22 protein-coding genes and 1 tRNA gene are annotated in these 25,759 nt (G+C 55.2%); 17 read left to right on the top strand and 6 right to left on the bottom strand.

The window, feature by feature from the left end:
• The first annotated feature begins 7 nt into the window (after positions 1-7).
• Positions 8-83 (top strand) — tRNA-Trp (locus tag MT962_RS21770).
• Positions 84-215: 132 nt separating this feature from the next.
• Here the strand turns inward: MT962_RS21770 and hdfR are convergent.
• Positions 216-1,037: an HTH-type transcriptional regulator HdfR gene (hdfR, locus tag MT962_RS21765; RefSeq protein ID WP_024561593.1), complete on the bottom strand. Its 822-nt coding sequence runs from the start codon at positions 1,035-1,037 to the stop codon at positions 216-218.
• A 119-nt stretch (positions 1,038-1,156) separates the two neighbouring features.
• On the opposite strand from hdfR, the gene MT962_RS21760 reads away from it, so the two are divergent.
• A complete protein-coding gene (locus MT962_RS21760) occupies positions 1,157-1,495 on the top strand; it encodes a DUF413 domain-containing protein (protein ID WP_024555816.1) in 339 nt (112 codons plus the stop codon).
• Positions 1,496-1,581: 86 nt separating this feature from the next.
• Here the strand turns inward: MT962_RS21760 and MT962_RS21755 are convergent, their stop codons facing one another.
• Positions 1,582-3,099, bottom strand: a complete 1,518-nt coding sequence (locus tag MT962_RS21755; RefSeq protein WP_188724478.1) for a YifB family Mg chelatase-like AAA ATPase — start codon at positions 3,097-3,099, stop codon at positions 1,582-1,584.
• A gap of 351 nt (positions 3,100-3,450) precedes the next feature.
• Between MT962_RS21755 and ilvL the strand changes: the two genes are divergently transcribed.
• The 6 genes from ilvL (at position 3,451) to ilvA (ending at position 10,000) form a co-directional block, all read left to right on the top strand.
• Positions 3,451-3,549, top strand: coding sequence for an ilv operon leader peptide (ilvL, locus tag MT962_RS21750; RefSeq protein ID WP_049293751.1), 99 nt, complete (start codon positions 3,451-3,453; stop codon positions 3,547-3,549).
• 139 nt (positions 3,550-3,688) lie between these two features.
• On the top strand, positions 3,689-5,335 hold the full coding sequence (gene ilvG / locus MT962_RS21745; protein WP_024555814.1) for an acetolactate synthase 2 catalytic subunit: 1,647 nt from the start codon (positions 3,689-3,691) through the stop codon (positions 5,333-5,335).
• Positions 5,332-5,589 (top strand): acetolactate synthase 2 small subunit, encoded by a 258-nt coding sequence (ilvM, locus tag MT962_RS21740; RefSeq protein WP_024555813.1) that lies wholly within the window; start codon positions 5,332-5,334, stop codon positions 5,587-5,589. The genes ilvG and ilvM overlap by 4 nt, the downstream gene beginning before the upstream one ends.
• 17 nt (positions 5,590-5,606) lie before the next feature.
• Positions 5,607-6,545 (top strand): branched-chain amino acid transaminase, encoded by a 939-nt coding sequence (locus MT962_RS21735; protein WP_024555812.1) that lies wholly within the window; start codon positions 5,607-5,609, stop codon positions 6,543-6,545.
• Positions 6,546-6,603: 58 nt separating this feature from the next.
• Positions 6,604-8,454 carry a dihydroxy-acid dehydratase gene (gene ilvD, locus MT962_RS21730; protein ID WP_247366394.1) on the top strand — a complete coding sequence of 617 codons (1,851 nt, stop codon included), beginning with the start codon at positions 6,604-6,606 and terminating at the stop codon, positions 8,452-8,454.
• 1 nt (position 8,455) lies between these two features.
• On the top strand, positions 8,456-10,000 hold the full coding sequence (ilvA, locus tag MT962_RS21725; protein WP_024555810.1) for a threonine ammonia-lyase, biosynthetic: 1,545 nt from the start codon (positions 8,456-8,458) through the stop codon (positions 9,998-10,000).
• Here the strand turns inward: ilvA and ilvY are convergent.
• Positions 9,997-10,890 (bottom strand): HTH-type transcriptional activator IlvY, encoded by an 894-nt coding sequence (gene ilvY, locus MT962_RS21720; protein ID WP_247366393.1) that lies wholly within the window; start codon positions 10,888-10,890, stop codon positions 9,997-9,999. The two genes, ilvA and ilvY, sit on opposite strands and share 4 nt — an antisense overlap.
• Before the next feature lie 166 nt (positions 10,891-11,056).
• Here ilvY and ilvC point away from each other — a divergent pair, with 166 nt between their 5' ends.
• Positions 11,057-12,532, top strand: a complete 1,476-nt coding sequence (gene ilvC, locus MT962_RS21715; protein WP_247366392.1) for a ketol-acid reductoisomerase — start codon at positions 11,057-11,059, stop codon at positions 12,530-12,532.
• Between the two features lie 376 nt (positions 12,533-12,908).
• On the opposite strand, the gene ppiC is transcribed toward ilvC, so the two are convergent.
• On the bottom strand, positions 12,909-13,190 hold the full coding sequence (gene ppiC / locus MT962_RS21710) for a peptidylprolyl isomerase PpiC (RefSeq protein ID WP_024555327.1): 282 nt from the start codon (positions 13,188-13,190) through the stop codon (positions 12,909-12,911).
• 118 nt (positions 13,191-13,308) lie between these two features.
• On the opposite strand from ppiC, the gene rep reads away from it, so the two are divergent.
• Positions 13,309-15,330 carry a DNA helicase Rep gene (gene rep / locus MT962_RS21705; RefSeq protein ID WP_024558977.1) on the top strand — a complete coding sequence of 674 codons (2,022 nt, stop codon included), beginning with the start codon at positions 13,309-13,311 and terminating at the stop codon, positions 15,328-15,330.
• 27 nt (positions 15,331-15,357) lie between these two features.
• Here rep and gppA read toward each other — a convergent pair whose 3' ends face one another.
• Together gppA and rhlB are read right to left on the bottom strand one after the other, a co-directional pair.
• Positions 15,358-16,842 carry a guanosine-5'-triphosphate,3'-diphosphate diphosphatase gene (gppA, locus tag MT962_RS21700; protein WP_024558976.1) on the bottom strand — a complete coding sequence of 495 codons (1,485 nt, stop codon included), beginning with the start codon at positions 16,840-16,842 and terminating at the stop codon, positions 15,358-15,360.
• 6 nt (positions 16,843-16,848) lie between these two features.
• Positions 16,849-18,117: an ATP-dependent RNA helicase RhlB gene (gene rhlB / locus MT962_RS21695; RefSeq protein ID WP_024558975.1), complete on the bottom strand. Its 1,269-nt coding sequence runs from the start codon at positions 18,115-18,117 to the stop codon at positions 16,849-16,851.
• Between the two features lie 118 nt (positions 18,118-18,235).
• On the opposite strand from rhlB, the gene trxA reads away from it, so the two are divergent.
• The 7 genes from trxA to rffC all read left to right on the top strand — a co-directional run bounded on the left by trxA (position 18,236) and on the right by rffC (position 25,755).
• Positions 18,236-18,565 carry a thioredoxin TrxA gene (gene trxA, locus MT962_RS21690; protein ID WP_002437994.1) on the top strand — a complete coding sequence of 110 codons (330 nt, stop codon included), beginning with the start codon at positions 18,236-18,238 and terminating at the stop codon, positions 18,563-18,565.
• A gap of 348 nt (positions 18,566-18,913) precedes the next feature.
• Positions 18,914-20,173, top strand: a complete 1,260-nt coding sequence (rho, locus tag MT962_RS21685) for a transcription termination factor Rho (protein WP_004386383.1) — start codon at positions 18,914-18,916, stop codon at positions 20,171-20,173.
• 242 nt (positions 20,174-20,415) lie between these two features.
• A complete protein-coding gene (wecA, locus tag MT962_RS21680) occupies positions 20,416-21,513 on the top strand; it encodes a UDP-N-acetylglucosamine--undecaprenyl-phosphate N-acetylglucosaminephosphotransferase (RefSeq protein ID WP_024559851.1) in 1,098 nt (365 codons plus the stop codon).
• Positions 21,514-21,530: 17 nt separating this feature from the next.
• Positions 21,531-22,577: an ECA polysaccharide chain length modulation protein gene (gene wzzE, locus MT962_RS21675; protein ID WP_024558973.1), complete on the top strand. Its 1,047-nt coding sequence runs from the start codon at positions 21,531-21,533 to the stop codon at positions 22,575-22,577.
• 58 nt (positions 22,578-22,635) lie between these two features.
• Complete coding sequence (gene wecB, locus MT962_RS21670) at positions 22,636-23,766, top strand: UDP-N-acetylglucosamine 2-epimerase (non-hydrolyzing) (protein ID WP_024558972.1); 1,131 nt, start codon at positions 22,636-22,638, stop codon at positions 23,764-23,766.
• The gene (wecC, locus tag MT962_RS21665; protein ID WP_247366391.1) at positions 23,763-25,025 is read left to right on the top strand and encodes a UDP-N-acetyl-D-mannosamine dehydrogenase; all 1,263 of its coding nucleotides are present in this window, start codon (positions 23,763-23,765) and stop codon (positions 25,023-25,025) included. The genes wecB and wecC overlap by 4 nt, the downstream gene beginning before the upstream one ends.
• Before the next feature lie 52 nt (positions 25,026-25,077).
• A complete protein-coding gene (gene rffC, locus MT962_RS21660) occupies positions 25,078-25,755 on the top strand; it encodes a dTDP-4-amino-4,6-dideoxy-D-galactose acyltransferase (protein ID WP_247366390.1) in 678 nt (225 codons plus the stop codon).
• Positions 25,756-25,759: the final 4 nt, after the last annotated feature.

Genomic DNA, 25,759 nt, shown 5'->3' with positions numbered 1-25,759 from the left:
CCTATTTAGGGGCGTAGTTCAATTGGTAGAGCACCGGTCTCCAAAACCGGGTGTTGGGGGTTCGAGTCCCTCCGCCCCTGCCAGAAATAATCCTTAGCATTTGCTAAGGATTTTTTTTGTCTAAAATTCCTGCCTTATTTACCGCACTATTTACCGCACTATTTACCGCACTCACCCTGTTACTTCCCTGTAACGATAAGTCTCTTTAATGATTTTTAAGAAAGCACTGACATTCTCAGGATCTCTTTAATAGCGTTCTGCTTATCGCTGTTTTGCAGCCAGATAGCATAAAGCGGACGTGACAGAACGGGGCTATCCGTTACGGTATAGAGATTAGTTCTCTCCTTCGCCCATTGCACGGGTAACCAGGTACAACCTTTTAGCTCCGGTAATAATCGCTGTGCAATTTTTGCCGAACTGGTCGTTAGCATCGGTACATCATCGTGAGCGAGAAGCCCCGATTCGTGCTGCTGAAAATCGGGTCCCCATTCCAGGCGCAAATAGTTCAGCCCGACTTTGCTTGTTTCCGGGCTGGAGCAATAAAGCGCCAAAGAAAAACTGCCCAATAACTGGCTGGCGAACTCATCCATCTTGGGCGCTTCAGTAGTGATAAGCAGATCAAGCTGTCGCTCATGCAGTTGTTTTACTAATGATTGGCGCTGGGCTATGCGCGCTTCGAACTGCATACCGTCATGCTGATGATAAAGCCTCGCCAGCCACCCCGACAGCATGCATTCCCATAGCGAGGCGCTGGCCCCTATGGAGAACTCGTTATGCCGTGTCGTATGCGCTACCTCCTTTTTAGCGGCTTGCCATGTGCTCATCAGGCTTTCGGCATAAGGCAGCAATCGCTCGCCTGCGGTAGTTAATCGTATGTTATTGCGATGACGAGTGAAAAGGCTCACCCCTAACTGGTTCTCAAGCTGTCGAATACGAAAACTTACCGCTGACTGCGTCAGATAAAGCGCTTCGGCAGCGCGGCCAAAATGTCTCGTTCTGCTTACTTCAAGAAAGGTTTTCAGCAAGTCGGTATCCACAGCTTTCTCCGCAAAAATATTTATCAATATGATTTAAATGTTTTGTTTTACACTCTGTCAAGCGTAACTAATACTCCGCGCCATAAATAGCTCGGCCAAGAGAATTAGGAGCGTGTAGGATGGCGGAAAGCTTTACGACGACTAATCGATTTTTCGACAACAAATATTATCCGCGCGGGTTCTCTCGCCATGGTGATTTCACAATCAAAGAAGCACAACTGCTGGAACGCTTTGGTTACGCTTTCAACGAACTCGATCTTGGTAAGCGTGAGCCAACCACTGAAGAAGAAAAGCAGTTCGTAGAAGTATGCCGCGGTGAGCGCGAACCAGTAACGGAAGCTGAACGTGTATGGTCCAAATATATGGCGCGTATCAAGCGTCCTAAGCGCTTCCATACCCTCTCCGGCGGTAAGCCGCAGATGGAAGGAGCGGATGATTACGCGGAAAGCGATGATTAATAAAAATGGGGCGTTAGCCCCATTTTTATTGCCTGCGATGTGGCGTCAGTGAGCAGGTTACTGCATTGACAATTCGTTTCCGGCTATTACATAAGGTTATGTAAATAAGCCAGAAGACGATCGATGGCGCGATAATGGAGCGCCTCCTGAAGATGTTCCCGTCTGATCTGTTGGGTTTGCTCACAATCCGCTATCGTCCGCGCCACTTTCAGTAAGCGCTGCCACGCACGGACTGAAAGCCCCAGTTTTATCAACGCTTCCTCCAGCCACTGCGCGTCTGTTTTTGCCAGATGACAATGCTGGCGAATCTCATGGTTATCCAATAATGCATTAAGTTTGCCTTGTCGCTCCAGCTGCCGCTGACGCGTTGCTATTACTCGTTTCCTGACGCAGTCTGTGGTTTCCCCTTCGGTTAACGGCTGGCTGAGTGTGCCGGAAGGAAGAAGAGGAACTTCAAGCGAGATATCGAAACGGTCCAGGAAGGGGCCGGAAAGGCGTCCCAGGTAACGTAACACCTGATCGGGCGAACTGCGGTTATGCGGGCCTTTATAATGCCCCGTAGGGCTGGGATTCATCGCGGCAATAAGCTGGAAGCGGGCAGGGTAGCTAATCTTCGCTCGCGTACGGGAGATATGAATATGGCCCGATTCTATAGGCTCACGCAATGCATCCAGCACCCTCCTTTCAAACTCAGGTAGCTCATCGAGAAATAATACGCCGTTATGCGCGAGCGAAATTTCACCCGGCGCCGGAATAGCGCCGCCGCCTACCATCGCTGTTAGCGAGGCGCTGTGATGAGGCGCCCTGAATGGCCGTTGTCGCCAGTGCTTGTGCAGCGAGGCTGCGCCAACGAGGCTTAATATCGCCGCGCTCTCCAGCGCTTCCTCATCGCTAAGCGGCGGCAGCAAACCGTTAAGGCGGCTCGCCAGCATGGTTTTACCGGTTCCAGGCGGACCGAGAAAGAGTAAGTTATGTCCGCCAGCCGCGGTCAGTTCCAGAGCGCGTTTTGCCTGCTGCTGGCCAATAACCTCGCTGAGGTCGCCCTCAGCCTGGCACGTTTCGACAGGCGTGCTTACAGGCTGCGGTAGCGTTGCTTTACCCTCAAGCCAGGCGCAAACCTCCTGAAGATGCTGAGCGGCCAGACAACCCTGCTGGCTGATAAGCCCGACTTCAGGCGCGTTATCTTGTGCTACGACTATTTGTCGACCGCAGCGTAAGGCTTCCATTGCAGCGGAAATGGCTCCCGGTACGCCGCGCAGAGCGCCTGTCAGCGCCAGTTCGCCAACAAACTCGACGTCCCCCAGCCTGGAGGCATTGAGCTGCTCAGAAGCGGCGAGAAGGGCGATTGCGATAGGCAGATCGTAGCGGCCGCCCTCTTTAGGAAGATCGGCAGGCGCCAAATTGATAGTGATCTTCTTCGCCGGAAAGGTATAACCACTGTTGATGAGTGCGCTACGTACGCGATCCCGGGCCTCTTTCACCGTAGTCTCAGGCAGGCCGACAATGGTCAGGCCGGGTAGCCCCGCACTGATATGTACTTCAACCGTGACCAGCGGCGCGTTAACGCCTAGCGCGGCGCGCGTATGAATAACAGACAGCGACATAACCCCTCCTTTGCATCGCTATCCTGCGCCGCTTAAAGGTTCGCTACGAGGCGCTATTCCGGCTTTTTCGCGTCAGGTTCCAGACATTTTAATAATTTTGCAGTAGCAATTATTTCTGTGCGGCTTGTTTCGCAAAGTGAAAGGTAAAATACCGAGCAAGCTTAAAAAGCATTCATTAATCTTATACTTCGTGAAAAATTGTCATCTTTGGTTTCTCTTTGATAATTAATAGTTTTATTAAGAATAATTAACACGCTTGCTAAAATGGAAATAAAAATTTCTTGTCTTTGCTGTCACCTCTGTGATAACTCTTTAGGCATTCCTTCGAATCCGATGTAAGAACAGACAAAAATGAAAGCCCTTCTACGAGTGATTAGCCTTGTCGTGATTAGCGTGGTGGTGATTATTATCCCACCGTGCGGGGCTGCACTTGGACGAAGAAAGGCTTAAAAATCAAGCCTGAATCAACGAGAACCCCCGCACCGAAAGGTCCGGGGGTTTTTTTATGACCTAAAAATTTAAACGAGGAGCAGAAGATGAGTAGTAGCACAAAATTCTGTTCGCCGAGAAATAAGGCGGGGAACTGACTATGAATGGTGCACAGTGGGTGGTACATGCTTTGCGAGCGCAGGGTGTCGAGACAGTTTTCGGTTATCCGGGCGGGGCAATAATGCCGGTCTATGATGCATTGTACGACGGCGGCGTGGAACACCTACTGTGCCGGCATGAGCAGGGCGCGGCTATGGCGGCCATCGGCTATGCCCGTGCAACGGGCAAAACGGGCGTCTGCATTGCCACTTCTGGCCCTGGTGCGACTAACCTCATCACTGGCCTTGCTGATGCGCTGCTGGATTCTATCCCCGTCGTCGCCATCACCGGCCAGGTCGCTGCGCCGTTCATCGGCACCGATGCTTTTCAGGAGGTGGATGTCTTAGGTTTGTCGTTGGCCTGCACCAAGCACAGCTTCCTGGTTGAATCTCTCGACGAGTTGCCGCGTGTGCTCGCAGAAGCTTTTGCGGTGGCGAACTCGGGTCGCCCGGGGCCAGTACTGGTCGATATTCCAAAAGATATTCAACTGGCGAGCGGGGATTTGGAACCGTGGCTCTCCACCATCGAAAGTGATAATGCGCTGCCTTATGCCGAACTGGAGCAGGCCCGCCAGTTACTGGCTGGCGCGCAAAAACCGATGCTCTACGTTGGCGGCGGCGTCGGTATGGCGCAGGCAGTGCCCGCGCTGCGCGAATTTATGGCGGCGACGCGCATGCCGTCCGTCGTTACTCTCAAAGGCCTCGGCGCGGTAGACGCCGCCGACCCGTATTATCTCGGCATGCTGGGTATGCACGGCACCAAGGCCGCGAACCTGGCGGTGCAGGAGTGCGATTTGTTGATTGCTGTCGGCGCGCGTTTCGACGATCGCGTAACCGGCAAGCTCAATACCTTTGCGCCGCACGCCAGCGTTATTCATATGGATATCGACCCGGCGGAACTCAACAAGTTGCGCCAGGCGCATGTTGCGCTGCAGGGCGAGCTCAACGCGCTGCTTCCTGCTCTGCAGCAGCCGCTGGCTATCGATGATTGGCGTCAGGCGGTAGCGCGGCTGCGTGCGGAGCAGGGCTGGCGTTACGATCATCCGGGCGAAGCTATCTATGCGCCGCTGCTGTTAAAGCAACTCTCTGAGCGTAAGCCGTTCAATAGCGTAGTGACGACTGATGTTGGTCAGCATCAGATGTGGACGGCTCAGCATATGACCTTCAGCCGCCCTGAAAACTTCATCACCTCCAGCGGGCTGGGGACGATGGGCTTCGGCTTGCCCGCTGCGGTAGGCGCGCAGGTCGCGCGTCCGGAAGATACGGTTATCTGCATCAGCGGCGACGGCTCGTTCATGATGAACATCCAGGAATTAGGCACGGTGAAGCGAAAGCAACTGCCGCTGAAGATAGTGCTGCTGGATAACCAGCGTCTGGGCATGGTTCGTCAGTGGCAGCAACTCTTTTTCGCCGAGCGCTACAGCGAAACCACGCTTACCGATAACCCCGATTTTCTCATGCTGGCCAACGCCTTCGGCATTCCAGGCCAGCGTATTACCCGTAAAGACCAGGTGGAAGCAGCGCTGGAGACCATGCTGAACAGCGAAGGGCCATATCTGCTGCACGTCTCGATTGATGAACTCGAGAACGTCTGGCCTCTGGTGCCGCCCGGCGCCAGCAACTCACAAATGCTGGAGAAACTGTCATGATGCAACATCAACTGGCCGTGCAGGCTCGCTTTCGTCCGGAAACGCTGGAACGCGTATTGCGCGTGGTGCGCCACCGTGGTTTTCAGATCTGCGCCATGAATATGGAGACGGGCTCCAACGCCGAAAATATAAATATCGAACTGACCGTTGCCAGCCTTCGGCCTGTCGAATTACTGTTTACTCAATTAAGCAAGCTGGTTGACGTTGCCTGCGTCGAGATCCAGCAACCCACATCACAACAAATCCGCGCCTGAGCGCAAAAGGAAGAAAAATGACGACGAAAAAAGCTGATTACATTTGGTTCAACGGTGAGATGGTTCCGTGGGGCGAAGCAAAAGTTCACGTAATGTCTCATGCGTTGCACTACGGTACATCGGTGTTTGAAGGGATTCGTTGCTACGAGTCGCACAAAGGCCCGGTGGTTTTCCGCCACCGCGAACATATGCAGCGTCTGCGTGATTCCGCCAAAATTTACCGTTTCCCGGTTTCCCAGAGCGTGGATGAGCTGATGGAAGCGTGCCGTCAGGTCATTCGTAAAAACAACCTGACCAGCGCTTACATTCGCCCGCTGGTTTTCGTTGGTGATGTCGGCATGGGCGTCAACCCGCCTGCGGATTACACCACTGATGTGATCATCGCCGCGTTCCCGTGGGGCGCTTACCTGGGTGCAGAAGCGCTGGATCAAGGGATCGACGCGATGGTTTCCTCCTGGAACCGCGTGGCGCCGAACACCATTCCGACAGCCGCAAAAGCGGGCGGCAATTATCTTTCCTCCTTGCTGGTGGGCAGCGAGGCGCGCCGTCACGGTTATCAGGAAGGTATCGCGCTGGATGTGAATGGCTATATCTCTGAAGGCGCGGGCGAAAACCTGTTCGAAGTGAAAGACGGCATTCTGTTCACCCCGCCGTTCACCTCTTCCGCACTGCCGGGCATTACTCGCGACGCCATTATCAAGCTGGCGCAGGATCTCGGCATTGAAGTTCGCGAGCAGGTGCTCTCTCGCGAATCTCTCTATCTGGCGGACGAAGTGTTTATGTCTGGTACCGCGGCGGAAATCACGCCGGTGCGCAGCGTAGACGGCATTCAGGTGGGCGAAGGCCGCTGCGGCCCGGTCACCAAACGCATCCAGCAGGCTTTCTTCGGCCTGTTTACGGGTGAGACTGAAGATAAATGGGGCTGGTTGGATCAGGTTAACCCCTCAGCAAAATAACACACGCACGGGCGGCAGAGAGCCGCCCGGCTTATGTACAGACTGGAGTGAAAAAAGCATGCCTAAGTACCGTTCTGCCACTACGACTCACGGCCGCAACATGGCGGGCGCCCGCGCGCTGTGGCGCGCCACCGGGATGACCGACGCCGATTTCGGCAAACCCATTATCGCGGTGGTGAACTCCTTCACCCAGTTCGTGCCAGGGCACGTGCATCTGCGCGATCTGGGCAAACTGGTCGCGGAGCAAATTGAAGCCGCAGGCGGCGTGGCGAAAGAGTTCAACACCATCGCGGTGGATGACGGCATCGCCATGGGCCACGGCGGCATGCTTTATTCACTGCCGTCTCGCGAACTTATCGCTGATTCCGTGGAGTACATGGTGAACGCCCACTGCGCCGACGCCATGGTCTGTATCTCTAACTGCGATAAAATCACCCCCGGCATGCTGATGGCCTCGCTGCGCCTTAACATTCCGGTGATTTTTGTTTCGGGCGGCCCGATGGAAGCGGGTAAAACCAAGCTTTCCGATCAGATAATCAAGCTCGACCTGGTGGATGCGATGATTCAGGGCGCGAACCCGAACGTCAGCGACGAACAGAGCGATCAGGTAGAGCGTTCCGCCTGCCCGACCTGCGGTTCCTGCTCCGGTATGTTCACTGCCAACTCCATGAACTGCCTGACCGAAGCGCTGGGCCTGTCCCAGCCAGGCAATGGCTCGCTGCTGGCGACCCACGCCGACCGTAAAAAGCTCTTCATCAATGCCGGTAAGCGAATCGTTAGCCTGACCAAACGTTATTACGAGCAGGATGACGCCAGCGTGCTGCCGCGCAACATCGCCAGCAAAGCAGCGTTTGAAAACGCCATGACGCTGGATATCGCTATGGGCGGCTCCACCAATACCGTATTGCACCTGCTGGCCGCCGCGCAGGAAGCGGAAATCGATTTCACCATGAGCGACATCGACCGCCTTTCGCGTAAAGTGCCGCAGCTGTGCAAGGTGGCGCCGAGCACTCAGAAGTATCACATGGAGGATGTGCACCGTGCGGGCGGGGTTATCGGCATTCTCGGCGAACTGGATCGTGCAGGCCTGCTGAACCGCGAGGTCAACAACGTACTGGGGCTGACGCTGCCGCAGACGCTGGAGCAATATGACGTCATGCTGACGAAAGACGATGCAGTGCGCAGCATGTACACCGCCGGCCCGGCGGGTATCCGCACCACTAAAGCGTTTTCGCAATCCTGCCGCTGGGATTCGCTGGATACCGACCGTCAGGATGGCTGTATTCGCTCACTGGAACACGCCTATAGCCAGGACGGCGGTCTCGCCGTGCTTTATGGCAACTTCGCCGAAAACGGCTGCATCGTAAAAACCGCAGGCGTGGACGACAGCATTCTGACATTCCGCGGTCCGGCGAAAGTCTATGAAAGCCAGGACGATGCGGTAGAAGCGATTCTCGGCGGCAAAGTCGTCGAAGGCGACGTTGTGGTGATCCGCTATGAAGGGCCGAAAGGCGGGCCAGGCATGCAAGAGATGCTTTATCCCACCACCTTCCTGAAATCGATGGGCCTTGGCAAAGCGTGCGCCCTTATCACCGACGGCCGTTTCTCCGGCGGCACTTCCGGTCTTTCTATCGGCCACGTCTCTCCGGAAGCGGCGAGCGGCGGTAATATTGCGCTGATTGAAGATGGCGACATGATAACTATCGATATTCCGAACCGCGGCATTGCGCTTGAATTAAGCGAGCGGGAGCTGGCGGCGCGCCGTGAAGCGCAGGAAGCTCGCGGCGCTGATGCCTGGACTCCGCGTAACCGCGAACGTCAGGTTTCCTTCGCGCTGCGCGCTTACGCAAGTCTTGCGACCAGCGCCGATAAAGGCGCGGTGCGCGATAAGTCGAAGCTGGGAGGCTAAGATGGCCGAATCGCAACCGCTATCCGCCGCCCCGTGTGGGGCGGAATACTTGCGAGCCGTGCTGCGCTCGCCCGTGTATGAAGTCGCCCAGGTAACGCCGCTGCAAAAGATGGAGAAGCTCTCCTCGCGGCTTGATAACGTCATCCTGGTGAAGCGCGAAGACCGCCAGCCGGTGCACAGCTTCAAGCTGCGCGGCGCCTACGCCATGATTGCCGGTTTAACCGCCGAGCAAAAAGCGCGTGGCGTGATTACGGCTTCGGCAGGGAATCACGCCCAGGGCGTGGCGTTTTCTTCCGCCCGTCTCGGTATTAAATCGCTGATTGTCATGCCGGTGGCGACAGCGGATATCAAAGTGGATGCGGTGCGCGGCTTTGGCGGCGAAGTACTGCTGCATGGCGCAAACTTCGATGAGGCGAAAGCAAAGGCTATTGAGCTTTCTAAACAGCAGGGCTTTACCTGGGTGCCACCGTTTGACCATCCGGCAGTCATTGCCGGTCAGGGTACGCTGGCGCTGGAGCTGCTGCAGCAGGACGCGCATATCGATCGCGTATTCGTGCCGGTCGGCGGCGGCGGGCTGGCGGCAGGCGTGGCGGTGCTTATCAAACAACTGATGCCGCAGATCAAAGTGATCGCGGTAGAAGCCGAAGATTCCGCCTGCCTGAAGGCGGCGCTGGATGCGGGGCAGCCGGTGGATTTGCCCCGCGTCGGGCTTTTTGCCGAAGGGGTGGCGGTCAAACGCATTGGCGATGAAACCTTCCGCGTCTGTCAGGAATACCTGGACGACATCGTGACGGTGGACAGCGACGCTATCTGTGCGGCGATGAAAGATCTGTTTGAAGATGTAAGGGCCGTGGCGGAGCCTTCCGGCGCGCTGGCGCTGGCGGGCATGAAAAAGTACATCGCCCAGCATAACCTGCGCGGCGAGCGGCTGGCGCATGTGCTTTCCGGTGCGAACGTTAACTTCCACGGCTTGCGCTACGTCTCTGAGCGTTGCGAACTGGGTGAACAGCGCGAAGCGCTGCTGGCGGTGACTATTCCGGAAGAGAAGGGCAGCTTTCTGAAATTCTGTCAGCTGCTGGGAGGACGTGCGGTAACGGAGTTTAACTACCGCTTTGCGGACGCTAAAGACGCCTGCATATTTGTTGGCGTGCGCATCAGCCGCGGGCTGGAAGAGCGGCATGAAATTATCGCGCAACTCACCGAAGGCGGCTACAGCGTAGTGGATCTTTCAGACGACGAAATGGCGAAGCTGCATGTGCGCTATATGGTCGGCGGACGGCCTTCGCGTCCGCTGCATGAGCGGCTCTACAGCTTCGAGTTTCCCGAATCTCCCGGCGCGCTGCTTAAGTTTCTGCATACGCTCGGCACCCACTGGAATATCTCGCTGTTCCACTACCGCAGCCATGGAACGGACTATGGCCGGGTGCTGGCGGCGTTTGAACTGGGCGACAACGAGCCGGACTTCGAAACCCGACTCAATGAGCTTGGCTACGACTGCCATGACGAGAGCCATAACCCGGCGTTTCGTTTCTTCCTGGCGGGTTAACGATATCCCGGCAGTAATTTCCAGAAAGCATCCACGAGCGGCTCATGCAGCCGCTTTTTTTGCGCGCATACGCCCAACTCAAACGGCGTCTTCTCGTCGCTGCGCTCGAGGATCATGACGCGGTTACGCACCGGCTCAGGGCTGTTTTCCAGCACCACTTCCGGTATAAGCGCCACGCCGCAGCCGAGCGCCACCATCGACACCATCGCCTCATGCCCGCCTACTGTTGCGTAGATGGACGGGTTGCTGATTTTTTGGCGGCGGAACCATAGCTCAATGCGCCGGCGCACCGGGCCCTGATCGGGCAGGATAAACGGCACTTGCGTCCAGTCGGGAGCGGGTTGCGTTACCTGCGTGCGAACCGGGCAGGGAAGAGCAGGCGCTATCAGCACGACGGAAAGGTTTTCCAGGGTTGAGAACGCCACGGCGGCGGGCAACGCTTCGGGCTTACCGGCAATCGCCAGATCCGCTTCGCCGGAATTGACTTTTTCCACCGCATCCGCCGCGTCGCCGGTGGTGAGTTTGATCTCAACCGAAGGATGCTCGGCGCGAAAGCGGTCCAGAATCGGCGGCAGATGGCTGTAAGCGGCGGTCACCGAGCAGAACAGGTGCAGTTCGCCGGAAAGCGACGGCCCTTGCTGATCGATGGTATGGCGCAACTGCTGGTACTGCAACAGCGTATGTTGAGCGAACTGGCGCAGCTCTTCGCCCGCTTCTGTCAGCGTGACGGTGCGGTTGTCGCGCACGAAAAGGGGCTGGCCGAGGTCTTCTTCCAGCCGCTGGATCTGACGAGAAAGCGTCGACGGGCTGACATGCATGGCGCGCGCGCTGCGCCCGAAATGCCGGCTATCCGCCAGATGCAAAAAGGTTTTCAGGTCGCGTAAATCCACAGTCCGGGCTCCTCGGGTTTATGTTGCAAATATTGCAATGTGACGTTGTTAATATATCAATTTCAGCAACGCTTTTCCTGTCATATAGTGGGTGCATTCACGTAAGCTATGACACGGCTGACGTACTGAACAGAAAAGCACATCATCACACCGACGGAGTTACACAATGGCTAATTACTTCAATACTTTGAATCTGCGTCAGCAGCTGGCGCAACTGGGTAAATGTCGCTTTATGGCGCGCGACGAGTTCGCCGATGAAGCAAGCTACCTCAAAGGGAAGAAAGTGGTCATTGTCGGTTGCGGCGCGCAGGGCCTGAACCAGGGGCTAAATATGCGTGACTCCGGCCTCGATATCTCCTACGCCCTGCGCCCGGAAGCTATCGCGGAAAAACGCGCCTCCTGGCGTAAAGCCACTGAAAACGGCTTCAAAGTCGGCACCTATGAAGAACTGATCCCGCAGGCGGACCTGGTGGTTAACCTGACGCCGGACAAGCAGCACTCTGACGTCGTGCGCGCCGTACAGCCGCTGATGAAAGATGGCGCGGCGCTGGGCTACTCTCACGGTTTCAATATCGTAGAAGTTGGCGAGCAGATCCGTAAAGACATTACCGTCGTGATGGTGGCGCCAAAATGCCCGGGTACGGAAGTGCGTGAAGAGTATAAGCGCGGCTTCGGTGTGCCGACGCTTATCGCTGTTCACCCGGAGAACGACCCGAAAGGCGAAGGCATGGCGATCGCAAAAGCCTGGGCGGCAGCAACCGGCGGCCACCGTGCAGGCGTGCTGGAGTCCTCCTTCGTTGCAGAAGTAAAATCTGACCTGATGGGCGAGCAGACCATCCTGTGCGGCATGCTGCAGGCGGGTTCGCTGCTCTGCTTCGATAAGCTGGTGGAAGAGGGCACCGACCCGGCCTACGCAGAAAAACTGATCCAGTACGGCTGGGAAACCATTACCGAAGCGCTGAAGCAGGGCGGCATCACGCTGATGATGGACCGTCTCTCTAACCCGGCGAAACTGCGCGCCTACGCGCTTTCCGAACAGCTGAAAACCATCATGGCGCCGCTGTTCCAGAAACATATGGACGACATCATTTCCGGCGAGTTCTCTTCCGGCATGATGGCGGACTGGGCGAACGACGATAAGAAACTGCTGACCTGGCGTGAAGAAACTGGCCAGACCGCCTTTGAAAACGCGCCGCAGTTTGACGGCAAAATCAGCGAGCAAGAGTACTTCGATAAAGGCGTGCTGATGGTTGCAATGGTGAAAGCAGGCGTTGAGCTGGCGTTCGAAACCATGGTGGATTCCGGCATCATTGAAGAATCCGCTTACTACGAATCGCTGCACGAGCTGCCGCTGATTGCCAACACCATTGCCCGTAAGCGCCTGTATGAAATGAACGTGGTTATCTCCGATACGGCAGAATATGGCAACTATCTGTTCGCTAACGCTGCGGTGCCGCTGTTAAAAGAATTTATGACTACGCTGCAGCCGGGCGACCTTGGCAAAGCGGTAGAAGGCACTGCGGTTGATAACGCGCAACTGCGCGACGTAAACGAAGCTATCCGCAACCACGAGATCGAAAAAGTGGGCCAGAAACTGCGCGGTTATATGACCGATATGAAGCGTATTGCCGTCGCAGGCTGATTCCCCGTCGTCTTTTGACCCGCAGCGGCGTTGGCATCGTTCGCCCACCCCAGTCGCATAGTGAGTCTATGCTCCTGGGGATGCGCTCTCTTGCCGCCTTGCTGCAAGCCAAAATCCATAGGGGAATACCTACGCCGTCGTCTTTTGACCCGCAGCGGCGTTGGCATCGTTCGCCCACCCCAGTCGCATAGTGAGTCTATGCTCCTGGGGATGTGCTCTCTTGCCGCCTTGCTGCAAGTCAAAATCCATAGGGGAATACCTACGCCGTCGTCTTTTGACCCGCAGCGGCGTTGGCACCGTTCGCCAACCCCAGTCGCCAGAAAACGCCAGGCGCGCACGAAAGCAAAAAGGCCTTCTCTGAGAGAAGGCCTTTTTATTAGTTTCGGTACAGCACTTTAATGATGTGGTAGCCGAACTGGGTGTGCAGCGGGCCGGTCGGCTCCAGCACCGGGCAGGAGAAGACCACTTTATCGAACGCCGGAACCATCTGACCCTGACGGAATTCGCCCAGGTGTCCGCCCTTTTTACCGGACGGGCAAGTAGAGTGTTTCTTAGCCAGCTTTTCGAAATCGCCGCCGTTTTTGATTTGTTCCAGCAGATCCAGTGCCAATTTTTCTTCTTTAACAAGGATATGCATTGCTGCTGCGGTTTTTGCCATGATCGTGCCTTGAGTGGGATGAATAACGCTCGCTATACTACCACGCTCTTTTTCCCCTTCGTACTGCTGTACCTGCCGTGGGGATCTGCCTTCTCTTCTGACTTTCACTGAGTAACTTATGCGTTTAAACCCAGGCCAACAACAAGCCGTAGAATATGTAACCGGACCCTGCCTGGTGCTGGCGGGCGCGGGCTCGGGTAAAACACGCGTCATTACCAATAAAATCGCCCATCTTATCCGCGGCTGCGGCTATCAGGCGAAACACATCGCGGCGGTGACTTTTACCAACAAAGCGGCGCGAGAAATGAAAGAGCGCGTGGCGCAAACCCTCGGGCGCAAAGAGGCGCGCGGGCTGATGATTTCTACTTTCCACACGCTGGGGCTGGAGATCATCAAGCGGGAATATAACGCGCTGGGGATGAAAGCCAATTTCTCGTTGTTTGACGACACCGACCAGATGGCGCTCATCAAAGAGCTGACGGAAGGGCTGGTGGAGAATGATAAATCGCTGTTGCAACAGCTTATCTCCACCATCTCAAACTGGAAGAACGACCTGCTCAACCCGCTTCAGGCCGCGGCGCAGGCCAAAGGCGAGCGGGACCGTATTTTCGCCCACTGTTACGGCCTGTACGACGCGCATCTGAAAGCCTGTAACGTGCTCGATTTTGACGACCTGATTCTGCTGCCGACGCTGCTGCTTCAGCGCAACGAAGAGGTGCGCGAGCGCTGGCAAAACCGCATTCGCTACCTGCTGGTGGACGAGTACCAGGACACCAATACCAGCCAGTATGAGCTGGTAAAGCTGCTGGTGGGCGCGCGGGCGCGCTTCACCGTGGTGGGCGATGACGATCAGTCTATTTACTCCTGGCGAGGCGCGCGCCCGCAAAACCTGGTGCTGCTGAGTCAGGATTTTCCGGCGCTGCAGGTTATCAAGCTTGAGCAGAACTACCGCTCGTCCGGACGCATTCTGAAAGCGGCAAACATCCTTATCGCCAACAACCCGCACGTCTTCGAGAAAAAGCTCTTTTCCGAACTGGGATATGGTCCGGAACTGAAAGTGCTGACGGCCAATCACGAAGAGCATGAGGCGGAGCGCGTAACCGGCGAGCTTATCGCCCATCACTTTATTAATAAGACGCAGTATAAGGATTACGCCATTCTTTACCGCGGCAACCATCAGTCGCGCGTATTTGAAAAGCTGCTGATGCAGAACCGTATTCCTTACCGGATCTCTGGCGGAACCTCGTTTTTCTCCCGACCAGAAATCAAAGACTTGCTCGCTTACCTGCGCGTGCTGACTAACCCCGACGACGACAGCGCTTTTCTGCGCATTGTAAATACGCCCAAGCGCGAGATTGGCCCGGCGACGTTACAGAAACTGGGCGAATGGGCGATGAGCCGGAACAAAAGCTTGTTCACCGCCAGCTTCGACATGGGGCTGAGCCAGACGCTGACCGGACGCGGCTATGAGTCGTTGACGCGCTTTACCCACTGGCTTGGCGACGTGGCGCGTCTGAGCGAGAGGGAGCCGGTGGCTGCCGTGCGCGATCTTATCCACGGCATCGATTACGAAGCCTGGCTTTATGAAACGTCGCCCAGCCAGAAGGCCGCCGAAATGCGTATGAAAAACGTTAACCAGCTCTTTAGCTGGATGACGGAGATGCTGGAAGGCACGGAACTGGACGAGCCGATGACGCTGACTCAGGTCGTCACCCGTTTTACGCTGCGCGATATGATGGAGCGCGGTGAAAGCGAAGAAGAGCTCGATCAGGTTCAGTTAATGACCCTTCATGCTTCAAAAGGCCTGGAGTTCCCGTATGTTTTTCTGGTCGGCATGGAAGAGGGATTACTGCCGCACCAGAGCAGCATTGATGAAGACAATATCGACGAAGAGCGGCGTCTGGCTTACGTCGGCATCACGCGTGCGCAGAAAGAACTCATTTTTACGTTATGCAAAGAGCGTCGGCAGTATGGCGAACTGGTGCGCCCGGAGCCGAGCCGCTTTTTGCTGGAGCTGCCGCAGGACGACCTGGCCTGGGAAACCGAACGCAAAGTGGTCTCGGCCGAAGAGCGAATGCAAAAAGGGCAGGCGAACGTAGCGAATATTAAAGCGATGCTGGCGAAAGCGCGCGGCGGTTAAAGCGAAAAAGCCTCCCTCGGGAGGCTTTTATTTTATCTCCAGCGACCAGTGAACGTAGCTTTGCCACTGGCTCTCCTGTTCTATTAGCTCCGCGCCCAGCGGATGCGCCGCCAGCCAGCCTTCCGGTAAAGCCAGCGAAAGCGTTTCGCCCTGCGCTTTAACGTTAATCTCAGGCAGTAAATCATCACGACGGCGATTGGCGAAAATAATTGCCAGGCGCAGCAAACGACATAAGCGCTCCGCTACGCGGGGCGGTACGGCGTTTTGCTGATGCAGCGAGGAGAGATCCGCCGGGTTGGTCTGGTTAAGCAGCAGTGTTGACAGCAGTTTCTTTTGCGCGGGGGTAAAGCCGGGCAGATCCAGGTTGCTCACCAGATACGCGGCGTGCTGCGGCGCGCGTTTAAAATCGACGCTCAGGCCAATCTCGTGCAGCAGGCAGGCGCTGCGCAGCAGCTGGCGGCTAAGCGCGTCGAGATCCCATTCCCCGGCCAGCGTTTCGGCGAAACGGTCCGCCAGTTGAGCCACGCGCTCCGCCTGTTCGGTATCCACCATAAAACGGCGCTGAATGTTCTTCAGCGTGCGGCTGCGGATATCCTGATCGACGGCAAGATGCAGCATGCCGTAAACCAGGCCTTCACGCAGCGCGCCGCCCGCAAGCGTCATACATTCAATGTGGAGCTCGTTGAAAATGGCTAACAGAATGGCAAGGCCGCTTGGAAAAACCAGCGCGCGTTCAAGCGTCAGACCTTCAATCTCCAGCTCTTCCAGACGGCCGCAGGCGATAGCGCGCGCTTTTAACTGCTGCAGCTTGGCCAGGGTGATGCGCTCATCCATGCCCTGCGCCATCATAATTTCCTGCAGCGCCTGTACGGTGCCGGAGGCGCCGACGCAGATTTTCCAGCCGTGCTGGCGAAGGTCGTTAATCACAGGCTGTAAAACTTCACTGGCGGCCTGTTCGGCGGCGGCGAAGTTTTCTTTGGTAAGGCTACGGTCGGTAAAAAAGCGTTCAAGCCAGGTGACGCAGCCCATCGACAGACTGAAGAGTGAAGTGGCGTGGGCGCCGGTGCCGGTAACCAGTTCTGTGCTGGCGCCGCCGATGTCCACGACCAGACGCTGATCCGCGCCGCCAGTGGTATGCGCTACGCCCTGATAAATCAGCCGCGCTTCTTCTTCGCCCTTAATGACTTGCACCGGACAGCCCAGGATTTCCTGCGCGCGTGCAATAAATTCCTGGGAGTTACTAGCCAGCCGCAGCGTGGCGGTCGCCACTACGCGCACTTGCTCAGGGGGGATATCCTGCAGCCGCTCGGCAAAAAGGCGCAGACACTGCCAGCCGCGCTCCATCGCTTCAGCAGAAAGAAGATTGTCCGCGCTAAGGCCCGCCGCCAGGCGAACCTTACGCTTGATGCGAGACAGCGTTTGAATGCTTCCTGCCACCTCGCGCACCACCAGCATATGAAAGCTGTTCGAGCCTAAATCAATTGCCGCATAGAGGGAGGTGGAGCTGCGCATAACACGTTACCCTGTGCGACGACGGTTGCGCGGAGCGCCGCCTGTACGGCGCGGGCCGTTGCCGGAACGCGTGCGCGTCAGGCGCTTCGGCGGCGGCAGTTCGCTTAACAGCGCATCCGGGTTGTACTTGCTTACCGGGATGGTGTGGCCGATATAGCTTTCTATCGCCGGCAGGTTCAGCGCGTACTCTTCACAGGCGAGGCTGATTGAGTGGCCGCTGGCGCCTGCACGGCCAGTACGGCCAATACGGTGGACATAATCTTCGCAGTCATCCGGCAGATCGTAGTTAAAGACGTGCGTCACCGCCGGAATATGCAGGCCGCGCGCCGCCACGTCCGTTGCGACCAGAATATCAAGATCGCCGCGGGTAAACTCTTCAAGAATGCGCAGGCGCTTTTTCTGCGCCACGTCGCCTGTCAGCAGACCGACGCGATGACCATCCGCCGCCAGATGTCCCCAGATATCTTCGCAACGGTGTTTCGTGTTGGCGAAAACAATGGCGCGCTCCGGCCACTCTTCTTCAATAATGGTTTGCAGCAAACGCATTTTTTCTTCGTTAGAAGGGTAGAAGAGCTCTTCTTTAATACGGTGGCCTGTTTTTTGTTCCGGCTCCACTTCTACGTATTCCGCATTGTTCATTTGCTCGAAGGCGAGCTCGCGAACGCGGTAAGAGAGCGTAGCGGAAAAGAGCATGTTCAGGCGCTGCGTTGCAGGCGGCATGCGGCGGAACAGCCAACGGATATCTTTAATAAAGCCGAGATCGTACATGCGGTCGGCTTCGTCCAGCACTACGACCTGAATAGCGCCGAGGTTAATGTGGTTCTGTTTGGTGTAGTCGATGAGACGACCAGTGGTGCCGATAAGAATATCGACGCCGCTTTCCAGCACTTTCAGCTGTTTGTCGTAGCCGTCGCCGCCGTAAGCCAGGCCAAGCTTAATACCGGTCGCCTGCGCCAGCGGTTCGGCATCAGAATGAATCTGCACCGCCAGTTCGCGGGTCGGCGCCATAATCAGAGCGCGAGGCTGGTTCACCTGACGGTTTTCAGCGGCCGGATGTGAGAGTAGATAATGAAACGTTGACGTTAAAAACGCCATCGTTTTGCCGGTACCGGTTTGCGCCTGCCCTGCAACGTCACGTCCCGTCAGCGTTAACGGGAGTGCCAGTGCCTGAATAGGGGTGCAATTATGAAAGCCTTTCTTTTCAAGGGCTTCCACCACTTTAGGGTGCAGGGCGAAGTCGGAAAACTTCTGTTCTGTTAAATGTGTTTTGCTCATAGTGTGGTAGAATATCAGCTAACTATTGCTTTACGAAAGCGTATCCGGTGAAATAAAGTCAACCTTATGTTGGTTAATGCTACACCAACATGAAAGGCCTAATCTTCTGGAGTAAAACATGAGCGATAAAATTATTCACCTGACTGACGACAGTTTCGACACGGATGTACTTAAAGCGGACGGGTTGATCCTGGTTGATTTCTGGGCAGAATGGTGTGGTCCTTGCAAAATGATCGCCCCGATCCTTGATGAAATCGCTGATGAATATCAGGGCAAGCTGACGATTGCTAAGCTGAACATCGACCAGAACCCGGGCACTGCGCCGAAATACGGCATCCGTGGCATCCCGACCCTGCTGTTGTTCAAAAATGGTGAAGTAGCGGCGACCAAAGTGGGCGCGCTGTCTAAAGGCCAGTTAAAAGAGTTCCTGGACGCCAACCTGGCGTAAGAACTTTTGCGCCGGTGCGAACAGAATTCCGGAAATTGTCCGGACCGCTGGACGCCCGGCGTGAGTCATGCTAAGTTATTTTTCAGCTTCATTTAAACTTACCTTTTAGTTTGAATCTTGTAATACCCGACACTTCCCGCCATTCAATACCAGCACCAAAGCGGTACGCGAGAAGTGAATTGTTCCGGGGCTATCACTCAATCCGTCTCGTCGTTTCAGTTCTGCGTTCTTTCCTGTGACCAGACAGCGTACAGACATGAGTTGAAAGCCACTAACAGGCATGGATGATCCTGCCATTCCATTCACAAATACGTTCGAGATTTACCCCGAGTTTAAGAACCCACCATTATGAATCTTACCGAATTAAAGAATACGCCGGTTTCTGAGCTGATCACTCTCGGCGAAAATATGGGGCTGGAAAACCTGGCCCGTATGCGCAAACAGGACATTATTTTCGCCATCCTGAAACAGCACGCGAAGAGTGGCGAAGATATTTTTGGCGACGGTGTGCTGGAGATATTGCAGGATGGATTCGGTTTCCTCCGCTCCGCAGACAGCTCCTACCTCGCCGGTCCTGACGACATCTACGTATCTCCCAGCCAAATCCGCCGTTTCAACCTCCGCACAGGGGACACCATCTCCGGTAAGATTCGACCGCCAAAAGAAGGCGAGCGTTACTTTGCACTGCTGAAGGTGAACGAGGTTAACTTCGATAAGCCGGAAAACGCGCGCAACAAGATCCTGTTCGAAAACTTAACGCCGCTGCATGCGAACTCCCGTCTGCGTATGGAGCGCGGCAACGGCTCCACCGAAGATTTAACCGCTCGCGTGTTGGACCTTGCTTCTCCGATTGGCCGCGGTCAGCGTGGTCTGATTGTAGCGCCGCCGAAAGCGGGTAAAACCATGCTGCTGCAGAACATTGCGCAGAGCATCGCTTATAACCATCCGGATTGCGTGCTGATGGTGCTGCTTATCGACGAGCGCCCGGAAGAAGTGACCGAGATGCAGCGTCTGGTTAAAGGCGAAGTGGTTGCTTCCACCTTCGACGAGCCGGCATCCCGCCATGTTCAGGTCGCCGAAATGGTCATCGAGAAGGCCAAGCGTCTGGTAGAGCATAAAAAAGACGTTATCATTCTGCTGGACTCCATTACCCGTCTGGCGCGCGCCTACAACACCGTTGTGCCGGCATCCGGCAAAGTGTTGACCGGTGGTGTTGACGCGAACGCCCTGCATCGTCCGAAGCGTTTCTTCGGTGCCGCGCGTAACGTGGAAGAGGGCGGCAGCCTGACCATTATTGCGACTGCTCTGATTGATACTGGCTCCAAAATGGACGAAGTTATCTACGAAGAGTTTAAAGGCACCGGCAACATGGAATTGCACCTGTCCCGTAAGATTGCGGAAAAACGTGTATTCCCGGCCATTGATTACAACCGCTCCGGCACCCGTAAAGAAGAGTTGCTGACAACTCAAGAAGAGTTGCAGAAGATGTGGATCCTTCGCAAAATTATTCACCCGATGGGTGAAATCGACGCGATGGAATTCCTCATCAATAAGCTGGCGATGACTAAAACGAACGATGAGTTCTTTGATATGATGAAGCGCTCGTAATCGCTAAAAACTCGGGGAACGCCACGTTACGACGTGGCGTTTTCGTTCGTGCCGTGAGAGCATATCCGGCGTGATACGTTATGCATTTGGGCATTTATGCGCCTGTTCTTAGTCAGTCTGGGCTATGTTTATCTTAATGAATAATAAAGTCTGTTCAGGGATGAGTGGTGGTATATGTTTTTGATGATTAACCTCCGCGGTTATACTTCCTCCGGACTTAACGTTTGCAGAGAGCGCATACTGTGAATTTAGTAACCGCTGGTACTGAGCTGCTCAGTATTTTTTTGTTCACCTTTGTTTTTATTTTCTTCGCTCGAAAAGTCGCTAAACGCATCGGTTTGGTCGATAAGCCTAACTTTCGTAAGCGTCATCAGGGGTTAATTCCACTTGTGGGCGGGATTTCTGTCTACGCAGGGATCTGTTTTACATTTGGTATCGCAAATTACTATATTCCCCACGCATCTCTCTACCTTACCTGCGCCGGTATCCTCGTTCTCGTCGGGGCGCTGGACGATCGGTTTGATATCAGCGTAAAAATTCGCGCGACTATTCAGGCGATTATCGGCATTGTTATGATGGTCGTGGGCGGTCTTTACCTCAGCAGTCTTGGCTATATTTTTGGCTCATGGGAGATGGTGCTGGGTCCCTTTGGCTACTTCCTGACGCTGTTTGCTGTCTGGGCCGCCATTAACGCATTTAATATGGTGGACGGCATTGACGGGCTGCTTGGTGGCCTTTCCTGCGTGTCATTCGCCGCTATCGGCATCATTCTCTGGTTTGATGGACAGATAAGTCTCGCTATGTGGTGTTTTGCGATGATTGCCGCCATCCTGCCTTACATTCTGCTTAACCTGGGCGTACTGGGCCGTCGCTATAAAGTGTTTATGGGCGATGCAGGCAGTACGCTGATTGGTTTTACCGTTATCTGGATCCTGCTGGAAACCACCCAAGGTAAAACGCATCCCATTAGCCCGGTTACCGCCCTGTGGATTATCGCCATTCCATTAATGGATATGGTCGCCATTATGTATCGCCGTCTACGCAAAGGCATGAGCCCTTTTTCGCCGGACCGGCAGCATATTCATCATCTTATCATGCGCGCAGGTTTTACTTCCCGCCAGGCGTTCGTCTTGATTACGCTCGCTGCCGCGCTTTTGGCTGGCATTGGCGTAGCGGCAGAATATGCGCACTTCATACCTGAATGGGTAATGCTGTTGCTCTTTTTGCTGGCCTTTTTTCTTTATGGCTACTGTATTAAACGGGCATGGAAAGTGGCGCGCTTTATTAAACGAGTAAAGCGCCGCATGCGTCGGAGTAACAACAAACCCACCATTCAATAAAACAGAGCGGGGAAGCGATGAAACAACCATTGCCGGAGGCACAAGGCAGAGTTGCAGAGAACGAACTGGATATCCGTGGCCTGTTCCGTACGCTTTGGACTGGAAAAGCGTGGATTGTCGGTATTGCGTTGCTGTTTGCAATCGGTGCTTTTGTCTATACCCTCTTCGCCAGGCAAGAGTGGAGCGCGACGGCGATTACAGACAGGCCGACGGTGAATATGTTAGGCGGCTTCTATTCGCAGCAGCAGTTTCTGCGCAACCTGGATATCAAAACCGACAACGGGTCGGTCGCTCAGCCTTCTGTAATGGATGACGCTTACAAGGAGTTCATTATGCAACTCTCTTCGTGGGATACTCGCCGGGATTTCTGGTTGCAGACGGACTACTACAAACAGCGTAAAGTAGGAAACAGTAAAGCGGACGCGGCTCTGCTTGATGAGCTTATCGACAATATTCAGTTCACCGCCGGGGATATCACCCGCAATCTTAGTGACAATGTTCGGCTGACTGCGGAAACCGGACCGGATGCCAACAACCTGCTTCGCCAGTATGTCGCTTTCGCCAGCCAGCGGGCCGCCAGCCATCTTAATGATGAACTGAAAGGCGCCTGGGCTGCGCGGACAATACAGATGAAAGCGCAGGTTAAGCGCCAGGAAGCGGTAGCGAAAGCGATTTACGACCGTAAAGTCCATAACGTTGAGCAGGCGTTGCGGGTCGCGCAGCAGCACAATATTGCTCGCAGTGAAACGGAAGTGCCGCCGGATGAATTGCCCGATTCTGAACTTTTCATGCTCGGACGTCCGCTGTTGCAGGCAAGACTGGAAAACCTTCAGGCGGTCGGAGCGACCTATGATATCGACTACGATCAAAACCGGGCTATGCTGGCGACACTCAATGTTGGCCCCGTCCTCGATCCCCGTTTTCAAACCTATCGTTACCTGCGCACTCCGGAAGAACCCGTCAAGCGCGATAGCCCGCGTCGCGCATTTTTGATGATTATGTGGGGTACTGTGGGTGTGTTGATTGGCGCAGGCGTTGCACTGGCTCGTCGTCGTCCAGAGTAACAACGGCGCTTTAAGTGGAGGCGGTCTCGCCTCCACCGGTAAACTTAAGAGAAACGTTGTGAAAGTACTAACCGTTTTTGGCACGCGTCCGGAAGCAATTAAGATGGCGCCGCTGGTGCACGCGCTGGCAAAAGATCCTTTTTTTGAAGCAAGAGTCTGCGTCACTGCCCAGCATCGTGAAATGCTGGATCAGGTTCTGAATCTGTTTTCCATTGTGCCAGACTATGATTTAAATATTATGAAACCGGGCCAGGGACTTACGGAAATTACCTGCCGTATCCTTGAAGGCATGAAGCCCATTCTGGAATCTTTCCGGCCTGACGTGGTGCTGGTGCATGGCGACACGACGACAACAATGGCGGCGAGCATGGCTGCCTTTTACCAGCGCATTCCGGTGGGGCATGTGGAAGCTGGTTTGCGTACCGGGGATCTCTATTCGCCGTGGCCGGAAGAGGCAAACCGCACCCTGACAGGCCATTTGGCCATGTATCATTTTGCTCCGACACAAGACGCCCGCCAAAACCTGCTGCACGAACGTATACCGGAAAACCATATTTTTGTTACCGGCAATACCGTCGTCGATGCTTTAATTTCCGTACGCGATCGGGTGATGTCGGATGATAGCCTGCGCGTTTCGCTGGCTAAGCAATATTCATTTTTAGACAGTGATAAAAAATTAATTCTGGTAACCGGACACCGTCGAGAAAGCTTTGGCGAAGGATTTGAGCAAATCTGCAAGGCGCTGGCCGAAATCGCCGCGCGAAATCAGAATGTGCAAATTGTATATCCAGTACATATGAATCCAAACGTTCTGGAGCCGGTGAAACGTATCCTGGGCCATGTAGAAAACGTGGTGCTTATTGAACCGCAAGAATATCTCCCCTTTGTCTGGCTGATGAATCACGCCTGGCTGATTTTGACCGACTCCGGCGGCATTCAGGAAGAGGCGCCGTCGCTTGGCAAGCCGGTCCTGGTAATGCGCGATACGACGGAACGACCGGAGGCGGTGAGAGCCGGAACCGTTCGTTTGGTCGGCACTAATGCCGACCATATTGTCCACGAAGTCACAAAATTACTTCACAACGAGGATGAGTATCTGGCCATGAGCCATGCTCATAACCCTTACGGCGACGGGCAGGCCTGTGAGCGGATTCTGCACGCACTGAAAAATAATCGGATATCAGTATGAGTTTTAATACCATCTCGGTGATTGGTCTGGGATATATCGGTTTGCCAACTGCGGCGGCTTTTGCTTCACGACAAAAGCGGGTTATTGGTATTGATATCAACCAGCACGCCGTTAACACCATCAACCGCGGTGAAATTCATATCGTCGAACCTGAGTTAGATCAGGTCGTGAAAGCGGCGGTGCAGGCAGGCTATCTGCGCGCCACCACCCGTCCTGAAGAAGCGGATGCTTTCTTGATTGCCGTACCAACGCCGTTCAAAGGCGAACATGAGCCTGATATGACTTATGTGCAGGCGGCGGCGCAATCTATCGCGCCGGTATTAAAAAAAGGAGCGCTGGTCATTCTGGAATCTACCTCGCCAGTCGGCGCGACAGAACAGATGGCGCAGTGGCTTGCCGCGCTGCGCAGCGATCTGACCTTTCCGCAGCAGGCAGGCGAAAGCGCGGACGTTAATATCGCCTATTGTCCTGAGCGCGTGCTGCCGGGGCAGGTGATGGTCGAGCTGATTAAAAATGACCGCGTGATAGGTGGTATGACGCCAGCCTGTTCAGCGCGCGCCAGTGAACTCTATAAAATTTTCCTTGAAGGCGAGTGCGTACTAACTAACGCCCGCACGGCGGAGATGTGCAAGCTGACTGAAAATAGCTTTCGCGACGTCAATATCGCTTTTGCTAACGAACTTTCGCTCATTTGCGCCGAGCAAGACATTAACGTTTGGGAGCTTATCCGCCTCGCCAATCGTCATCCCCGCGTCAATATTCTGCAACCTGGCCCGGGCGTTGGCGGCCACTGCATTGCAGTGGACCCGTGGTTTATTGTGGCGCAAAACCCACAGCAGGCGCGGCTTATCCGTATCGCTCGCGAAGTGAACGACAGCAAACCGCACTGGGTTATTCATCAGGTGAAGGAACGTGTCGCCGACTGCCTCGCGGTAACCAACAAGCGCGCCTCTGAACTGAAAATCGCCTGCTTTGGCCTGGCGTTCAAGCCAAACATTGACGACTTGCGTGAAAGCCCGGCGATGGAGATAGCCCAGCTGATTGCCGACTGGCACAACGGTGAAACGTTGGTGGTGGAACCGAATATTCATCAACTGCCGAATAAGCTCTGCGGAAAATGCCAGCTGGTGGCGCTTGAAGAAGCGCTGCGCAGCGCGGACGTGCTGGTGATGCTGGTTGATCATAAAGAGTTCAGGGCTATCGCAGGCGAGACCATCACCCAGCAGTGGGTGATAGATACCAAAGGCGTATGGCGCTAATGTCACGCGCTTTTTTGCGGGCTCATTACCCTGAGAGCTTTTGAGGAAAAGTATGACGGTAAAAGCGACGCTGGCCCCACTTGACTGGGAAAGCCATTTTTTTGGTCTGCGTAGCGCGATTATGCGTTTCGCCGATGAAGCGCCGGTGGTGGATATTTCACAGCTGGACGCATGGCAGCGGGTGCAGGCGAAAGTTCCGGCGCAACGCGCGGATTTACTCGATGCGCTGCAACAGCTCGGTTTTCAGCTGGTTGAGGGCGAAGTGGATTTGGTTTTGCCCGTGGCCGCCGCGTCTTCATCAACGGCGTTGTCCGTGGCTCAGGAAGAAGATGTTCCGGCGCTGCGCGCCGCCGCCGCTGCCGTCTTTGCTCAAAGCCGCTTTCGCGCCCCCTGGTATCCGGCGGACGCAAGCGGTCAGTTCTATGCGCAGTGGGTGGAGAACGCCGTAAAAGGCGCTTTCGATCACGCCTGTCTGATAATGCAGGCGCCGGATGGTTCGTTGCGTGGCTTTGTTACGCTACGGCAGTTAAACGAACAGGAGGCGCGCATTGGTCTGCTGGCAGGGCGCAGTATCGGTGAGATATTAATGCAGGCGGCGCAAGAGTGGTGCGCAACGCGAGGGCTTTCCACGCTGCGTGTCGCAACGCAGGTTGGAAATATCGCCGCGCTTCGTCGCTATATTCAAAGCGGTGCGAACGTGGAAAGCACCGCTTACTGGCTCTACAGGTGAACAA

The organism is Franconibacter sp. IITDAS19, from assembly GCF_023079515.1.
Taxonomy (GTDB): Bacteria; Pseudomonadota; Gammaproteobacteria; order Enterobacterales; family Enterobacteriaceae; genus Franconibacter; species Franconibacter pulveris.
Note: the sequence above shows the minus strand (reverse complement) of the source record. Positions and strands in the feature narration are given on the sequence as shown.

Excerpts from the sequence above, each read along its gene's own strand:
- MT962_RS21760 (WP_024555816.1), top strand. The coding sequence starts at position 1,157 with ATGGCGGAAAGCTTTACGACGACTAATCGATTTTTCGACAACAAATAT.
- MT962_RS21755 (WP_188724478.1), bottom strand. The coding sequence starts at position 3,099 with ATGTCGCTGTCTGTTATTCATACGCGCGCCGCGCTAGGCGTTAACGCG.
- ilvL (WP_049293751.1), top strand. The coding sequence starts at position 3,451 with ATGAAAGCCCTTCTACGAGTGATTAGCCTTGTCGTGATTAGCGTGGTG.
- ilvG (WP_024555814.1), top strand. The coding sequence starts at position 3,689 with ATGAATGGTGCACAGTGGGTGGTACATGCTTTGCGAGCGCAGGGTGTC.
- ilvM (WP_024555813.1), top strand. The coding sequence starts at position 5,332 with ATGATGCAACATCAACTGGCCGTGCAGGCTCGCTTTCGTCCGGAAACG.
- MT962_RS21735 (WP_024555812.1), top strand. The coding sequence starts at position 5,607 with ATGACGACGAAAAAAGCTGATTACATTTGGTTCAACGGTGAGATGGTT.
- ilvD (WP_247366394.1), top strand. The coding sequence starts at position 6,604 with ATGCCTAAGTACCGTTCTGCCACTACGACTCACGGCCGCAACATGGCG.
- ilvA (WP_024555810.1), top strand. The coding sequence starts at position 8,456 with ATGGCCGAATCGCAACCGCTATCCGCCGCCCCGTGTGGGGCGGAATAC.
- ilvC (WP_247366392.1), top strand. The coding sequence starts at position 11,057 with ATGGCTAATTACTTCAATACTTTGAATCTGCGTCAGCAGCTGGCGCAA.
- ppiC (WP_024555327.1), bottom strand. The coding sequence starts at position 13,190 with ATGGCAAAAACCGCAGCAGCAATGCATATCCTTGTTAAAGAAGAAAAA.
- rep (WP_024558977.1), top strand. The coding sequence starts at position 13,309 with ATGCGTTTAAACCCAGGCCAACAACAAGCCGTAGAATATGTAACCGGA.
- gppA (WP_024558976.1), bottom strand. The coding sequence starts at position 16,842 with ATGCGCAGCTCCACCTCCCTCTATGCGGCAATTGATTTAGGCTCGAAC.
- rhlB (WP_024558975.1), bottom strand. The coding sequence starts at position 18,117 with ATGAGCAAAACACATTTAACAGAACAGAAGTTTTCCGACTTCGCCCTG.
- trxA (WP_002437994.1), top strand. The coding sequence starts at position 18,236 with ATGAGCGATAAAATTATTCACCTGACTGACGACAGTTTCGACACGGAT.
- rho (WP_004386383.1), top strand. The coding sequence starts at position 18,914 with ATGAATCTTACCGAATTAAAGAATACGCCGGTTTCTGAGCTGATCACT.
- wzzE (WP_024558973.1), top strand. The coding sequence starts at position 21,531 with ATGAAACAACCATTGCCGGAGGCACAAGGCAGAGTTGCAGAGAACGAA.
- wecC (WP_247366391.1), top strand. The coding sequence starts at position 23,763 with ATGAGTTTTAATACCATCTCGGTGATTGGTCTGGGATATATCGGTTTG.
- rffC (WP_247366390.1), top strand. The coding sequence starts at position 25,078 with ATGACGGTAAAAGCGACGCTGGCCCCACTTGACTGGGAAAGCCATTTT.